The following is a 13,220-nucleotide window of genomic DNA, read 5'->3' as shown; positions in this document are numbered from 1 at the left end:
TTCATTCCTCCCTGTCGGATCGTTTCGGTTCTCTGCCGCCCTTTTTCCGGGCCAGGGCACCCCGAAGCCAGCCCCATTCCTGGAAGCGCAACAGTCCGGTACTCACCCCGTAGGCGGCGCAGGAGACCAGAAAGATGCCTCCGAGCCACGCTCCCCGAAGGGAAAGGCTTCCCTCCGCCGGATAGGGCATTCCAATAGTATACACGAAGACTACCCCTGCGGTCACCGCAAGGGAGACGGCCATCTTTCCGGCCCATGAAAGGGAAAAGATTCCGAGGCCGGTCCCGAGGTTTTTGGAGAGCAGCCTCACCCCAACCCACCCCGAAAGGCTGAAGGAGAGGGAGGTGGCCAGGGCGAGCCCCCCGAAGGACATGGGCTTCATGAGGATCAGGGAGAACAGGGCCGTGGCGGCCACGCTCGTCAGGGTGACCCACAGGGCCTGCCTGGGAAGGCTGCGGGCATAGAGTCCCCTCATGACCACAGTGGAACATGCCATGCCCGGCAGGCCGACGGAATACATGGCCAGGGAATGGGCCGTCCCCTCCCATGCCCACGTCCCGAAGGCTCCCCTGAAGAAAAGAAGGTGGACGATTTCCCTGGAAACCAGGATCATCCCGAGGGTGACCGGGAGGATCACGAACAGGGCAAACCGCAGGGAATCCCTTATGATCTCACGGAATTCGTCCACGCTGTCGGCGGAACACCGGGAAAGCTGGGGAAGCACTGCCTGGGAGACCGCGATGACGAACAAACCCAAGGGAAGCTGAATGACCCGGTTGGCATAGTTCAGCACCGAGATGGCCCCCTCCTGGAGAAAAGAGGCAAGCATCCTGCTGAGCACAGGGTTGACCTGGTTGAGGGAGAGTCCGGCGGCGTAGGGAAGGAACAGGGAGAGCATCCTCCGCAGGTCCGGGTCCCGGAGGTCGGGTTTTGCGGGAAGGAGAGAGACCCCCATTTTTCCCGTCCACCCCCACTGCAGGGCGAACTGGCACGCTCCCCCGGCGAGGACGGCAGCCGCGAGGCCCCGCACTCCCCATGAGGAAGCGACCAGAAGCACCAGGACGATGTAGACAAGGTTGCTCAAGGCCGGCGCCAGGGCCGGCACGAGGAATGACCCCATGCTGTTCAGCACGCCCATGGCGAGGGCCGCCAGGGAGACGAACATGAGGAAGGGGAACATCCACCGGGTGAGGGACACCGCCAGGGAGGTTTTGACAGGATCGAATCCCGGGGCCATAATGCCTACCAGGAGAGGCGACAGAACGATACCTGAGAGAACGGCCAGACCCGTGGCCGCCAGTAGGACGGTAAAGGCCTGGCGGGCAAGCTCCTCCGCCGCTTTCTGTCCCCTGTCGGCCAGGACCCTGGAAAAGACGGGAACGAAGGATGCGGAAAGGGCCCCCTCGGCGAGAAGCTGCCGGGCAAGGTTCGCGAGGGTGAAGGCCACATTGAAGGCATCGAGTATCCCCGACGCGCCGAACCACGCGGCGGTGACGATCTCTCTCACTAAGCCGAGAACCCTGCTCGCCAGCGTTCCCGCCATCATGAAGAGGGCGTGACGCACCATGGTTGAAGTCGATCTCGCCACTGTCAGCGGCCTCCCCGAAATTGATCCGCACTCCGCGCCGCGGACGTGCAAGGAGTGTGAAACCCATGAACCGGACAATCCTGTGGTGCATCGGCAGCCCTATCCTTCTGGACGACGGCGTCGGCCCCGCCCTTTTCGCCGAACTGGAGGCATTCCCCGCCGAAGGGATTACCCCGGTGAACTGCGAAACCACGCCGGAAAACCACATCGCGCCCCTCAGAAAAAATCCGCCCCGGGTCCTCATCGTGGCCGATGCCGCCGACTTGGGACTTCCGGGAGGATCGGTCCGCCGAATGAGCCTGGAGGACACGGGGGACATTCCCTTCAGCAGCCACGGCATCCCCCTATCCCTCCTCCTGGAGCCTTTCAGGGACACCATGGAGATAATCGTCATCGGCATCCAGCCGGCGAGAAGGGGGTTCGGCGACAGGCTCTCACCGGAAGCGGCTGACGCAGTGAAACGGGTCGCCGACGCACTCCGCTCTGGACGCACGGGTGAACTGGAGCGCTACCAGGAAAACCGGTCGCCCAGATAGAACTTCCGTGCCACTTCGCTCTCCGCCACATCCTGGGGAGAGCCTTCGATGACGATTTTACCTTGGTGGATGAGGTAGGCCCTGTCCGTGATGGCCAGGGTATCCCGGACGTTGTGGTCCGTCAGCAGGATGCCGAATCCCTTCTTCCGCAGGGTGAGAATGATCTGCTGGATGTCGTAGACGGCGATGGGGTCGATGCCGCTGAAAGGCTCGTCCAGAAGGAGAAAATCCGGCAGGATGGCGAGACTCCTGGCGATTTCCACCCGCCGACGCTCCCCTCCGCTGAGAGAATAGCCGGGGATGTTGGTGATCTTCTGGAGGCCGAAATCCTCTATCAGCTTGTCCACCACGTTGCTCGCCGGTTCCTCGGGGGGTGGGTTCTCCTGGAGCACAAGCTCGAGGTTTTCCCTCACCGTGAGGTTCCGGAAGATGGACGCCTCCTGGGGGAGATACCCCACGCCCAGACGGGCCCTGCGGTAGACCGGCAAGGCCGTAAGTTCCCGTGAATTGATCGAGACAACCCCCGAATCGGGCTTGACAAGTCCGACGATCATATAGAAGGTAGTGGTCTTCCCCGCCCCGTTGGGGCCGAGGAGCCCCACGATCTCGCCCATGTGGACGTCCAGGTTCACCTCGGAAACCACTGTGCGGCCCTTGTAGGCCTTGCAGAGGGACCGGGCGTTTATTGCCTTGCTCATTTCGATCCTTCCATCTTGAAGATCAGCCGGGGCTTGCCCGTAGCCTCCACCCGGTTCTTTTCGGGGAAGAATATCAAGGTCTCCGATTTCAGGGACCGGGCAGCCTGCACGGCGGTCACGCCGCCGGACACTACCAGGGTTCCCCTCGCCTTGGAATAGACGGCCTTGCTCCCCCTTAATTCCGTGGGGTCGCCCTGCTTCGGTGTGAAAAGAAAATAGATGTTCCCGGTAGCAGTGAACTCATCGATCTCGCCGTTGGCGAGCTTTCCCTCCAGGGCGTCGCAGACGAGAACGTACCCTTCCTTCGTGTCGGCGTATCGGCGGAGCTTTGTCCCCCAGAAGTAGTCGCCCTTCATCCGGAGCATGTCGGCATCCACCTGGCGGGAACCCCAAAAGCCTTTCACTCCCCCGTCGAAGATAAATTCCTGGGGCTCGCTGAACACTCCCGATAGGGTCTGCCCCTTCATGTCCACCTTGTCGTTCTGCCAGGCGCCGAAGACGTGGACCCCCCCCCTCATGGTGAAGATTTGCCGGTTCATGTTCCCGTCCGCACTCTTGGAGGTGGCCATCAGGGTTCCCCGGGTGACCTTCACGTTCCCGTCGGCCCAGAAGTCCCCCGATTCAGACTCGTACCGCATTTTGTCGGAGGTAAGCTCCAGATCCTCGGCAAAAAGAGGGGAAACCGCAAAAAGAGCAAGCAGAACAAAGAAAACGGAGAAGCGGACATATCTCATGGGACAGCCTCCCATACGGAATTTTTTCCTATTGTACAGGATTTTTTCTCTCCGCCATAGGGGCTAGGAGCGAAGAAACGCCTGGGACAGGGCGGATGCGGCTCCCTCCATGTCGGGGGAGGCCACGATGCAGGCGATGACCGTGGAGGCCGCCGCTATCATGTCGATATTGATCCTGCACCCCGCAAGGACGGAGAACATCTGGGACGGAATCTCCGGACACCCTGAGATAAGATCCCCCTTCAGGGCTACCTTCGCCACCTCCGCGTCGAAGGTGACTCCCTGGGCCCCCACGCCTGAAGAGAAGGACCTGCAGATGGCGATGGCGTCCCCAAGAAGGCTCTGCTTCACGATGAAGGCGATGTCGTTCATCTGCCCCCTCATGACGCTCTGGACTATCATCTCCGCACCCACGCCCACAGCGGCAAGATCGGAGAACAACCTGGCCGCAACGCCGGGAACATCGGGAACCCCCAGAACGGCAATCTTCGCCACGTCCATGTCGCTGATCACTTCTTCCACGACGCACCTGCCGGAACCGTCTACACCGAAAGCCATGGGGAACGCACTTCCTTTCCTGAGAGAGCGGAAAATATCGGTACCGCTGACGTTTTTTGCCACCGTCACCCCGGCGGAATCCTCCGAGAGGACAAAAAAACGGGACCGGACGCCGGACCGGGTGAAGATGGAACACATGAGCTCCGCAAGCCTGTGGGCCTCGCCCCGGGCAAAAGCAAGCACGCTCGGCCCCGAGCCGCTGATGGCCACCCCCGAACACTGGGGAATTCGGCGGACCTCTTCGAGAATCGCCTCGCCTCCGGGGAAAAGCCGCGCCCTGAAAGGCTGGTGAAGCCGGTCGTCCATGGCCCAGGGAAGATTGTCCCAGTTCCCCGTAGCCCAGGAAGCTGCCAGGAGGGCTGAGCGGCTCAGGTTGTAAACCGCGTCCTTCATGGAGACTTCCTTCGGCAGGGCTTTCCGGGCATCTTCCGTGCTCAGCTCCACCGCCGGCACAGCCACCACGGCGACCATGTCCGGGGGGAGGGGCGGCATCCGGACGAAACGGAGATTCCCGCCGTCCCAGCAGCTCACCACCATGCCGCCGAGGCAGCAGGGCACCACGTTGTCAGGATGGCCTTCCATGGCCACCATCATGGGAAGAAGCTCCTCCTTCGGCAAGGGACGCTCCCGCAGTTCATTGGCGATGGCCACACCGCCTACGATGGCCGAAGACGAACTGCCCAGGCCCCGCTTCATGGGAATGGCGTTCATGGTCCTGAGGTGAAGCCCCGGAGGCTCCATGCCCCACTCTCTGCAGGCCCGTTCGTAGCTCTGGATCACGCCGTTGCGGGTCACAAGGGATTCCTCGCCGCCTCCCTCACCCACAACATCCACCTCGTACCGTCCCGGAGGCAGGACCTCCAGGACATCGAAGAAGTTATAGAGCGAAAGGGCCAGCCCCACCGTGTCGAAACCCGAGCCGAGGTTTGCGCTCGACGCGGGCACCTTCACCCGGAGCGGGATCACAGCCCGAGCACCTCCGCCAGCGCCTCGGGAGTCCCGTCGATCTCCACCGGCAGATCCACCCTGCTCACCGCGGAATCGGGATCCTTCAGGCCGTTACCGGTGAGCACCATGACGATCCGCAGCCCCCCGGGAAGTCTTCCGTTTTTCCGGAGCTTCACCAGTGCGGCCAGAGGCGCGCAGGAAGCAGGTTCGGCGAAGATACCGTCCGACGAAGCCAGCATTTTCTGGGCATCCAGAATCTCGTCGTCGGAAACGGAGAGGAACTGGCCGCTCGTGATTTCCACGGCCCGCCGTGCTTTGTCGGCACTCACGGGGCGGCCGATCCTGATGGCGGTAGCCACCGTCTCCGGTTCGTCCACCGGGCTTCCCTTCGCCAGGGGAGCCGCCCCCTCAGCCTGGACGCCCATCAGCCTCGGGAGTTTGCCTATACGACCAATCTCTCTGTAAAACTCGAAACCGGCGCAGTAGGCGCTGATGTTTCCGGCGTTGCCCACGGGCAGAACCAACCAGTCCGGCGCGCCGTCCAGCTCGTCGCAGATCTCCCACGAAGCGCTCCTCTGGCCGAACAGCCGGTACGGGTTGACAGAGTTCACGATGGCGAGGCTTCCCTTTTCCCTGGAAGCCTCCCGGGCCATTTCAAGGGCCCTGTCGAAATTGCCCCGGACGGCGATTACCCGGGCGCCGTAGATCAGGGCTTGGGCAAGCTTTCCCGTGGCCACCTTCCCCGCCGGCAGCAAAACGAAGCAGGGAATTCCCGCAGCGGCGCCGTAAGCAGCCGCCGAGGCGGAGGTGTTCCCCGTGGACGCGCAGATGAGTGCCTTCGCCCCCTCCTCCAGGGCCTTCGACACCGCCAGCACCATACCCCGGTCCTTGAAGGACCCCGTGGGGTTCAAGCCGTCATACTTGCCGTACAGCTCCACACCGAGATCCCGGCCGATGTTCCGTAGCGGAACAAGGGGAGTGTCCCCCTCGCACAGGGAAAGACGGGGAGTCCGCTCGGTAAGGGGGAAAAAACGCTCGTACGAATACAGAATGCCTTTTCTCATGAATCTCCCTCCTCAAAAAAAAGCCTGCATCGTCCTCATGCTGGAGACGATGCAGGCTCATCGCGGTCCCACTCCACTTCCGAATAAATCGGCTGCTCGATCCCGCTGTAGGGGGCGGACCCCGGCGCCTTCCCTCCCTCAGGACTTCGGCGCCCGCTCAGGGGTGGTATTCCCTTTCCCGCTCGGAGGAGGATTCTCAGCTTTGGTCCCCCATCTCTGTCCGCCGCTTAAAAAAAGGTACTCTTCCCTTCATCGCGTAAATGACATATTATTGGAAACGAAATTGATTCTTACTTATATACTCGTGAGACCGTATTGTGTCAAGGGTGGCGCCCCATCCTCCTACTAACGTCGGCGCCGTCAAATTCAATCGAAAGGGTGCGTGCAGACATGAGGACATTTGACATGGCAACCATCGAGAAATTTACAGGCAGGCCGGGATTCATAGGCAAATTCGTCCACTCCGAAGGATTCACTTTCGCCCAGTGGGAGATCAAAAAGGGAACGGAACTTTCCTTCCATTCCCATCCGCACGAGCAGACCAGCCTGCTGCTCGCCGGAAAACTTGAACTCGGGACCGGCAAGGAAAAGGTCATTCTTTCCCCGGGTCAGGGCATCGTCTTCGCCGGAGACGAGGGACACGAAGGCTTCGCCCACGAGGACTGCCTCGTCATCGACATTTTCTGCCCCGTCCGGGAGGACTTCAAAAAACTGCAGCAGGAACAGAAATAACCTCGTTCTTGCTTGGCTCTTGCTTGGCTCTTGCTTGGCTCTTGCTTGGCTCTTGCTTGTCATCCTGAGCGAAGCGATCGCGCAGCATCCCGAGCCCAGCGAGGGGAGGATCTCGGGGTGGGTCTATCGTCCCTTAGGGGCAAGGGCAAGATCCTTCGGCCAAAAATCCGGCCTCAGGTTGACAAACCGCTCGTGTCATCCTGAGGAGCCCTGCGACGATCGCGCAGCATCCCGAGCCCAGCGAGGGGAGGATCTCAGAGTGGGTCTTTCGTCCCTTAGGGGCAAGGGCAAGATCCTTCGGCCAAGAAAGCCTGTCTCAGGTTGACACTCGCGAAACATCCTGAGATAAGCGGATGGAGCATCCAGGAGGGAAGGATCTCGCTTTTGGTTTTGGACTGCCCCAAAAACAAGATCCTTCGTCGCCTGCGGCTCCTCAGGATGACAACAAGACCATTGTCATCCTGAGCGAAGCGATCGCGGAGCATCCAGGAGGGAAGGATCTCGCTTTTGGTTTTGGACTGCCCCAAAAACAAGATCCTTCGTCGCCTACGGCTCCTCAGGATGACAACAAGACCATTGTCATCCTGAGCGAAGCGATCGCGGAGCATCCAGGAGGGAAGGATCTCGCTTTTGTTTTTGGACTGCCTCAAAAACAAGATCCTTCGTCGCCTACGGCTCCTCAGGATGACAACAAGACCATTTTTATGCCTTTTCAGACTTTTCCTCCCATTTATCGAACATGACGATCTCGTCCAGCTTCTTCCGCGGACGTTCTCCGGGAGCCTCGGCAGGGTATCCCAGGGGCAGGATAGCCACCACGAACCTGTCCGGCGGAATCCCGAGGATGGGGCGGACATCCGCCTGCTCGTACCATGCCACCCAGCACGTGCCAAGGCCCAAGTTCTCCGCCTCCAGCACCGCGTGCTCCACGGCGATGGCCGTGTCCCGGATCACCTGTTTCAGAGCGAAGTGAGGGCTCGTTTCGTTCACCTCGAGGCCGGGCTCGTCCTGTATGCGGCACCGGACATCGGCCACGCAGACGAGAAACACGGGTGCCGCCTCCATCCACGACTGGCCGTGGGCTGCCTTCGCCAGCGCCCGTTTAGTTTCGGGGGACCGTACCACGATGAACCGCCACGGCTGGGTATTGTGCCCCGACGGGGCCAGCCGGGCACTCTCAAGAAGTTGAAGGACAAGCTCGTCCTCCACGTCCTTGCCGGTAAATTTGCGCACGCTTCGCCTGGTCCTGACAGCTTCGATCATCTAAGTTCCTCCCCTGAAAATTTTCAGCTTCCGATCCATCCAATTGACTTGACACAGAAAAACATGCAAATCAGCCATGGTGCGCAACTATTTATAGATCTCTGATCGATGAGCAAAATCAACGGCAATTATTACCAGTTGATGATCGTTAATTTCCTCAAGAAGGCGGTAATCCTTCGTCCTCGATTAGACCCAGTGCAGATTCCCTCATTGATTGAGAAACACTCCAGTCATGCTGGAGCCATTTTTATTCGCCCAAGCATACATGGCGATGGTATAGTCGGCGGTGGAATTTCTGCTGAGTTCCTCACCACGGAAACCGATAATTCTGACAACATCTCCATAAGAACTCCCATCGTAAATCTGATTGTATTTTGCCATAGTGACAAGCTGAGATTCTGATGAAGAAGTCAAAAAATTGGGTGCAAGGGGTCCTTATAAATTATTATAAGCTCGCTGGACACAAAGACCATCCAAGCAATACCTATCAGAGCGAGAACGACGGCGGCTTTCCCGAATTTTTCCTTCCTGTGAACTGAAACACACCCTAGTGCCAGAGCTACCGGAACAATAAAAACCGCCGCGATAAAAGGAACAATAAATCCCATAATCCCCAGGACCAAAGCGATTATACTTATAATAGACGATGTCGTGCCTTCAGCTTTCGTATTTCCAGAGGAAAATCCAGAACCAGGCCCCGTTTTCGACTTGGCGATTTGTTCCGCTTCTTTCCTGACCTCATTCTCCCGTTTTCTAAAGGCCGTTATGTGGGAAATTATTTCTTCAGTAACACCTTCTTTTACTGCTTTTGACTCCCATTTTTTTCCTATCTTCGAATCAATAACACCGTTTTCTACAAGCCGCTTTAATTCAGTTATGATATCCGAGACCGTGACGCTTGTGGGAATAGGCTCGGGTTCCACCGTTTGGATTTCTGATGTTATTGACTCAGTCGTAAAAGGCTCAGCCCTCTGAGACTCGACAGCTCTTTTCTTTTCCGCATCCCTGATTTGCTCTCCCTGCCTGATTTCCATTTCTCTCATTTTGAAGATTGCCATCTGTTCGATTATTTCCTCAGTGACGCCTTCATTGACTACTTTCGCTCCCCACTTTTTTCTTACCCCTGAATCGATAATTCCTTTTTCTTCGAGGGATTTCAGTTCTCCGATAATATCAAAAGCGGTAATTCCAGCCATCAGAAGACCCCCTTGTCAAATTTGTCCAGACACTTTTCAGCGTGATATTTCCACCATCGCGGATTTCGCGGACAAAAAGCAACAATGAAAAGGCAAGTGATGTTTACGACGTAATCCCACCGCTTCAGATATTCGCCGAATTCCCTCGGAACCCTCGTGTATTGTTTTCTCTCTTCAAGGCCTTTTTTCCATCGCTCTGCCTAACGACATAAATTAGAGCAACCTGCCCGCTCCTCCATAAAATTTCCTCATAACAAATTCTTTCCAGGTCGATTAAGCTTTTTGCGCCGATTCAAGGGTGTACAGGAGAAAATCTATCATTCCCAAAATTTATAGAGTGCGTTCGATATTCTGGAAAGGGAAAAACGATGATGAGTTGAATTCCGCATGCTCCCGAAAACTCCTCTGCACAATAAATACCACTCTTGTCCAAAATAGGAATTTGAGAATATTAAATTCCTCCCGGAGCGGCCCTTGAGATATTCTTAGTGCGCCAACAAAAAAAATCTCAGGCACAATAAACAGGGGCGCTCTAATGCTAAAGCCTGCGAGCCTGTTCAGTCAATTGCTTTCTGAGATTTTCACAGCAGTGAACTTTGACAACCTGGTCGCCAGATGGGGCACTGAGCGTCACGCCAAAGGATTCGGTCCAAGACGCAGCTCATCTCCATGCTCTTCTGTCATCCGCCGGGAGCGGATTCTCTCCGGGAGATCGCGGGCGGCCTCAGCTGCTGTAACTGAAAGCTCGTTCACCCGGGGATAAAGGAGCCTCCCAGAAGATCCACCCTCTCCTATACGAACGGTCATCGTCCCGCAGAGCTTTTCGAGGAACTGTTCCGGAGGCTGTCGGATCATTTCCGTATCCCCTTCAGAAAACAGGGGACCTGTTGTCAAATCTGCCTAAAGCAGCTCGGCAAAGCCCTGGAAATTCAGGGGGCTATTTCAGATTTCGATTTAATTTGGACAGCAGTGGTTTTCTTCGTTGATTCCAAGGTACCCCTTTCCTTTTTGGAATCTATTCTGCCTGTAAACAAAGCAGATTCTTTTGAGGTTATCTGGAGGGGGCGAAGTGAAACAAAAAATCCTAAAAAACATTTAAAGACTAAATCTTCCGATTTTTTGCCATCTAAAAAATTCACCCCTGCCCCTTGTCAAACGCTTGATTTGTGGTAATATACTCCCCGCACAAGCAATAGCAACAAGAAGCGCCGAAGTTGGGGAATCGTCCAATGGCAGGACGCCTGACTCTGGATCAGGTAATCTTGGTTCGAATCCAGGTTCCCCAGCCAGCACGCAAGGCCCCATCGACTAGCGGCCTAGGTCGTAACCCTCTCAAGGTTAAAACACGGGTTCGAATCCCGTTGGGGCTACCATAATATAAGAAAGAGGCTGCCTCTTCGAGGCAGTCTCTTTTTTGCGCCTTTCCGGAAGAAACGTTTCGCCCGGAGGTTTTTTCCGTTGAGACCCAGCCTCCAAAGTGCTAGGATTAGCCATCGAAAATCGGATCGAGGTGCTGTCTTCCAAATGTCATTCTGTTATTTCAACGGTGAATTCGTGGAGGATTCCCGCGCTGCGCTTCCTCTTTCGGACCTGGCGTTCCAGAGGGGGATCGCCGTATTCGACACGGTTCGGACCTACGGCGGCCGTCCTTTCGCCATGGGCCGCCACCTGGAGCGGCTTGCCGAATCGGCCCGGCTCTCCGGCATCAGCCTTCCCCTGCCCCTGGAGGACATGGTCGCCGTCATTCGGGAAGGGGTGTCCCGCATCCACGGCGACAGCCTCGCCAAGCCTTTCCTGACCGCCGGAGACTCGGAAGAGAACGGAACCTTTCCCCACTCCAGGGTTTTCGTCCTCTTCTCTCCTCTCTCTCCTGTTCCGGAGGAGGTCTATTCAAAAGGACTGGCCCTTTCCCTTCTTCCCAGGGAAAGGGAGCTTCCCCGCATAAAGAGCATCAACTACATGACACCCTTCTGTCACAGGGAGGCGGGCACGTTCGAACCCCTTTACTGTCCCGGGGGCGAGATTACCGAGTCGGCCACGAGCAGTTTTTTCTCCATCGCAGGGGAGAATCTCATCACGGCGCCGGACCACAGGGTCCTTCGGGGCATCACGAGGGAAATCGTCATGGAGATCGCCCGAAAGAACGGCCTGAACGTGGAACTGCGGTGCCTCCACCTCGACGAGCTGGAGTGCGTCACGGAAGCGTTCATTACAGGCAGCGTGAAGGAAGTGGCGCCGGTAGTGAAGGTCGGAGAAAGGGTGATCGGCGACGGGACACCGGGACCCGTGACAAGGAAGCTGATCGGACTGTTCAGGGAGCGGATCCCGCTGTATCTGGACTGAAGAAAAGGTATAATGCCGGCATAAATCAACCATTGCCCGGTGAAGGAGGGATTTCCTTGGAGAACATTCTCTATATCCTGCTCGGACTTCTTGCGGCGGCAGTACTCTACGCTGTGTACATCTACAATTCCCTGGTCCGGAAGAAGGCCCACGCCGACAACGGCTGGAGTCAGATAGACGTGCAGCTCAAGAGGCGGTACGACCTCATCCCCAACCTGGTGGAGACTGTGAAGGCCTACGCAACCCATGAACGGGAGATTTTCGAGCGGATCGCCGCCCTGCGGAGTGCCTCCCTCGCCGCCGCCACGATCGAAGAGACGGCCCCGCTGCAGAACCAGCTCACCGGGGCGCTGAAGTCCCTTCTGGCCGTGTCGGAGAACTATCCCGACCTGAAGGCGAACCGGAATTTCCTCGCCCTGCAGGAAGAGCTTGCCTCCACTGAGAACAAGATTGCCTTCGCCCGCCAGTACTACAACGATGCGGTGAAGGAGTACAACATCGCCATCGCCGTTTTCCCCAACAATCTGATCTCGGGGAAACTGGGCTACGGCCCCAGGCCCCTCTGGGCCGTGGATGACGCTTCCGAGCGGAACGCCGTAGACGTTTCCTTCCGGTAGGGGGCGATTCCAATGGCGAGTTTCAACAAGTTGATCGACCATAACAAGCACATGAGCATCCTGCTTTTCGGGGTCATGGCCGTACTCTTCGCCTTTTTCGGCGCCTCCCTGGGAGCCTACTGGGGCGGCGACTGGCTCACGGGCGTGATCATCGCCGTGGCCGTGGCAGGCCTGTACTTCTTCATCTCCTGGCGGTTCGGCGCTTCCATCATCCTGGCGTCGAGCGGCGCGAAGGAGATCTCCCACGAAGAGGCCCCCCAGCTCTGGAACACGGTGGAGGAGCTTTCCATCGCGGGTGGGATGCCTATGCCGAAGGTGTACCTCATCGAGGACGAGGCCATGAATGCCTTCGCCACCGGGAGGGACCCCCAGCATGCCGCCGTGGCCATCACCAGGGGGCTGCTGGATAAGCTGAACAGGGAAGAGCTCCAGGGGGTCATGGCCCACGAGATGTCCCACGTCCGGAACTACGATATCCGGTTTTCCATGCTCATGGCGGTGATGGTGGGATCCATCGTCCTTCTGGCCGACGTGGTGCGGCGAAGCATATTCTACAGCTCCCTGGGCGGCAGAAGGCGAAGCCGCGATTCCCGGGGCGGCGGGCAGGCTCAGGCTGTCCTGGCCATTGTGGCCGTGATCCTGTCCATTGTCGCTCCCCTGCTGGCGTCCCTTATCCAGCTTGCGGTGAGCCGGCAGAGGGAATACCTGGCCGATGCGTCCGCCGTGGAGCTGACACGGAACCCGGCAGGGCTCATCTCCGCGCTGAAGAAGCTCACCGCCGACACAACCGAGCTGAAGGGGGCAAGCCAGGGGATGCAGCACCTCTACATCGTGAACCCCCTCCTGAAGAAAAAGAAGGGGAAGGACAGCCTCTTCAGCACCCATCCGGCCCTTTCGTCCCGGATCGAGCGTCTGGAGGGACTTATGGGAGCATCCGCCTGAC

14 protein-coding genes and 2 tRNA genes are annotated in these 13,220 nt (G+C 57.9%); 9 read left to right on the top strand and 7 right to left on the bottom strand.

Annotated elements, in window-relative coordinates; translation table 11 throughout:
• Position 1: 1 nt before the first annotated feature.
• Positions 2 to 1,588 (bottom strand): murein biosynthesis integral membrane protein MurJ, encoded by a 1,587-nt coding sequence (gene murJ / locus JMJ95_RS05255; RefSeq protein ID WP_290683367.1) that lies wholly within the window; start codon positions 1,586 to 1,588, stop codon positions 2 to 4.
• Positions 1,589 to 1,653: 65 nt separating this feature from the next.
• On the opposite strand from murJ, the gene JMJ95_RS05250 reads away from it, so the two are divergent.
• Positions 1,654 to 2,124 carry a hydrogenase maturation protease gene (locus JMJ95_RS05250; protein ID WP_290683365.1) on the top strand — a complete coding sequence of 157 codons (471 nt, stop codon included), beginning with the start codon at positions 1,654 to 1,656 and terminating at the stop codon, positions 2,122 to 2,124.
• Here the strand turns inward: JMJ95_RS05250 and lptB are convergent.
• From lptB to thrC, 4 genes are all read right to left on the bottom strand, one after another.
• Positions 2,097 to 2,822 (bottom strand): LPS export ABC transporter ATP-binding protein, encoded by a 726-nt coding sequence (gene lptB, locus JMJ95_RS05245; RefSeq protein ID WP_290683363.1) that lies wholly within the window; start codon positions 2,820 to 2,822, stop codon positions 2,097 to 2,099. The genes JMJ95_RS05250 and lptB overlap by 28 nt on opposite strands.
• The gene (locus JMJ95_RS05240) at positions 2,819 to 3,556 is read right to left on the bottom strand and encodes a hypothetical protein (protein WP_290683361.1); all 738 of its coding nucleotides are present in this window, start codon (positions 3,554 to 3,556) and stop codon (positions 2,819 to 2,821) included. Before JMJ95_RS05240 ends, lptB begins: the two co-directional genes overlap by 4 nt.
• Positions 3,557 to 3,619: 63 nt before the next feature.
• Positions 3,620 to 5,080, bottom strand: coding sequence for a homoserine kinase (gene thrB / locus JMJ95_RS05235; RefSeq protein ID WP_290683359.1), 1,461 nt, complete (start codon positions 5,078 to 5,080; stop codon positions 3,620 to 3,622).
• Positions 5,077 to 6,126: a threonine synthase gene (gene thrC / locus JMJ95_RS05230; protein WP_290683357.1), complete on the bottom strand. Its 1,050-nt coding sequence runs from the start codon at positions 6,124 to 6,126 to the stop codon at positions 5,077 to 5,079. The genes thrB and thrC overlap by 4 nt, the downstream gene beginning before the upstream one ends.
• A gap of 405 nt (positions 6,127 to 6,531) precedes the next feature.
• Here thrC and JMJ95_RS05225 point away from each other — a divergent pair, with 405 nt between their 5' ends.
• Together JMJ95_RS05225 and JMJ95_RS05220 are read left to right on the top strand one after the other, a co-directional pair.
• A complete protein-coding gene (locus JMJ95_RS05225; RefSeq protein WP_290683355.1) occupies positions 6,532 to 6,858 on the top strand; it encodes a cupin domain-containing protein in 327 nt (108 codons plus the stop codon).
• Between the two features lie 353 nt (positions 6,859 to 7,211).
• Entirely contained in the window at positions 7,212 to 7,601 is a 390-nt protein-coding gene (locus tag JMJ95_RS05220) for a hypothetical protein (protein WP_290683353.1), read from the top strand.
• Here the strand turns inward: JMJ95_RS05220 and JMJ95_RS05215 are convergent.
• Positions 7,561 to 8,121, bottom strand: a complete 561-nt coding sequence (locus JMJ95_RS05215) for a nitroreductase family protein (protein ID WP_290683351.1) — start codon at positions 8,119 to 8,121, stop codon at positions 7,561 to 7,563. The genes JMJ95_RS05220 and JMJ95_RS05215 overlap by 41 nt on opposite strands.
• 410 nt (positions 8,122 to 8,531) lie before the next feature.
• Positions 8,532 to 9,317, bottom strand: coding sequence for a hypothetical protein (locus JMJ95_RS05210; protein ID WP_290683349.1), 786 nt, complete (start codon positions 9,315 to 9,317; stop codon positions 8,532 to 8,534).
• A gap of 669 nt (positions 9,318 to 9,986) precedes the next feature.
• On the opposite strand from JMJ95_RS05210, the gene JMJ95_RS13915 reads away from it, so the two are divergent.
• The 6 genes from JMJ95_RS13915 to htpX all read left to right on the top strand — a co-directional run bounded on the left by JMJ95_RS13915 (position 9,987) and on the right by htpX (position 13,219).
• Positions 9,987 to 10,058, top strand: a complete 72-nt coding sequence (locus JMJ95_RS13915) for a hypothetical protein (RefSeq protein ID WP_367153760.1) — start codon at positions 9,987 to 9,989, stop codon at positions 10,056 to 10,058.
• 474 nt (positions 10,059 to 10,532) lie between these two features.
• Positions 10,533 to 10,606, top strand: a tRNA-Gln gene (locus JMJ95_RS05200).
• An 8-nt stretch (positions 10,607 to 10,614) separates the two neighbouring features.
• Positions 10,615 to 10,690 (top strand) — tRNA-Glu (locus JMJ95_RS05195).
• Between the two features lie 151 nt (positions 10,691 to 10,841).
• Complete coding sequence (locus JMJ95_RS05190) at positions 10,842 to 11,660, top strand: aminotransferase class IV (protein ID WP_290683345.1); 819 nt, start codon at positions 10,842 to 10,844, stop codon at positions 11,658 to 11,660.
• A gap of 56 nt (positions 11,661 to 11,716) precedes the next feature.
• A complete protein-coding gene (locus JMJ95_RS05185; protein WP_290683343.1) occupies positions 11,717 to 12,277 on the top strand; it encodes a LemA family protein in 561 nt (186 codons plus the stop codon).
• Positions 12,278 to 12,289: 12 nt separating this feature from the next.
• Positions 12,290 to 13,219, top strand: coding sequence for a zinc metalloprotease HtpX (gene htpX, locus JMJ95_RS05180; RefSeq protein ID WP_290683341.1), 930 nt, complete (start codon positions 12,290 to 12,292; stop codon positions 13,217 to 13,219).
• Position 13,220 lies beyond the last annotated feature (1 nt).

Source organism: Aminivibrio sp. (genome assembly GCF_016756745.1).
GTDB lineage: Bacteria > Synergistota > Synergistia > Synergistales > Aminobacteriaceae > Aminivibrio.
The sequence above is the reverse complement of the archived record's forward strand: the minus strand, read 5'-3'. Positions and strand labels throughout refer to the sequence as shown.